General features: G+C 65.7%; 2 protein-coding genes and 1 pseudogene. All 3 read right to left on the reverse strand.

What is annotated here, in order from left to right; translation table 11 throughout:
- Positions 1-102 precede the first annotated feature (102 nt).
- A complete protein-coding gene (gene ccoP, locus DK459_RS19510; RefSeq protein ID WP_006387530.1) occupies positions 103-1,053 on the reverse strand; it encodes a cytochrome-c oxidase, cbb3-type subunit III in 951 nt (316 codons plus the stop codon).
- Positions 1,050-1,226: a cytochrome oxidase gene (locus tag DK459_RS19515; protein WP_026382338.1), complete on the reverse strand. Its 177-nt coding sequence runs from the start codon at positions 1,224-1,226 to the stop codon at positions 1,050-1,052. Before DK459_RS19515 ends, ccoP begins: the two co-directional genes overlap by 4 nt.
- Positions 1,226-1,391: pseudogene (locus DK459_RS19520) on the reverse strand (peptidase S41); the annotation flags it as partial. The pseudogene DK459_RS19520 and the gene DK459_RS19515, both read right to left, overlap by 1 nt.

The following is a 1,391-nucleotide window of genomic DNA, read 5'->3' on the forward strand; positions in this document are numbered from 1 at the left end:
GCTGCTGACGCTTGCGGTTGACCCATCATCCATTTGCTGCTCCGTGCTGTAAGTCCATGTGATATGGGGGGCCGCCGTCGCGGCGCCCCACCTATGCGCCGCCTATTTGGCCGCGGCGGTCGTGGCCGGCTGCGCTTGCGCGTCGGGCTTGTTCGACAGGCCCCAGACCCAGGCCGTCAGGATCTTGATCTGTTCCGGGGTCAGGATGTCGCCGTGCGCCGGCATGCGGTTCTCGCGGCCATCCAGGATCGTCTTGACGATGGTGGCTTCCGAGCTGCCATACAGCCAGACGTCGTCCGTCAGGTTGGGCGCGCCCAGGGCCTGGTTGCCCTTGCCGTCGACACCGTGACAGGCGACGCAGAAGTTGGCGAACTCGCGCTGGCCGCGGAACACCCGCACCGGATCGGCCGTCAGTCCCGACAGCGAACGCACGTACTGGGCGATGTCACCGGCGGTCTTGGGATCGATGGCGGCCTTCCAGGGCGGCATCACGCCGATGCGGCCATTGGTGATGGTCTGCATAATGGCTTCGGGCGAGCCGCCATGCAGCCAGTCCGTGTCGGTCAGATTGGGAAAGCTGGGGCCGCCCTTGGCGTCCGAACCATGGCACTGCGAGCAGGTGTTCAGGAACAGGCGCTGGCCGATTTCACGGGCGCCCGGATCCGCGGCGATCTGCGGCACCGTCATGGTCTCGAAACGCGCGTAGATCGGGCGCACGGCCTCGGCCATTTTGGCCTGCTGCTGCGCCACCTCGTTGGCGCTGCTGTAGCCCAGCTGGCCCTTGTACGAACCCAGGCCCGGCATGAAGAACAGGTAACCCAGCGCGAACGCGCAGGCCAGCAGGTACATCCAGGTCCACCAGCCAGGCACCGGATTGTTCAGTTCGGTCAGGTCGCCATCCCAGACGTGGCCGGTGTCTTCCACCTGGCCATTGGCCGGCTTGGTCTTGAGCCAACGACGCTGCGTATACAGCAGCCACACGCACCACACCACGCCGCCGACCGCGACGATCGAGATGAAATACCCCCAGAAGCCATTGACGAAATCGCTCATGACCGATCCGCTCCATCTTGTTGTACCGGCCCGAATTCATCGGGCAGCGCGAACGGCAGCATCGCCGATTCGCTGTTGGCGCCCTGGCGGCCGCGCGAGCAGGCCCACCAGACAATGCCGAAAAAGGTTGCCATCGAGATGGCGGTGACGATTGCGCTCAAGTAAGCCATGATCAGCCTCCCGTGGCCGCGGGTTGCGCGGCGGCGGCGGGCTGCGCCGCCTTCCTGGCTTCTTCGGCCTTCCTGGCCTCTTCCGCCTTTTTGGCCTGCTGCGCCTTGCGCACGCCCACGCCCAGCCCTTGCAGATAGGCCACCAGCGCGTCCTCTTCGGTCTTGCCT

Source organism: Achromobacter sp. RW408 (genome assembly GCF_003184165.1).
GTDB classification, from domain to species: Bacteria; Pseudomonadota; Gammaproteobacteria; order Burkholderiales; family Burkholderiaceae_B; genus Achromobacter; species Achromobacter xylosoxidans.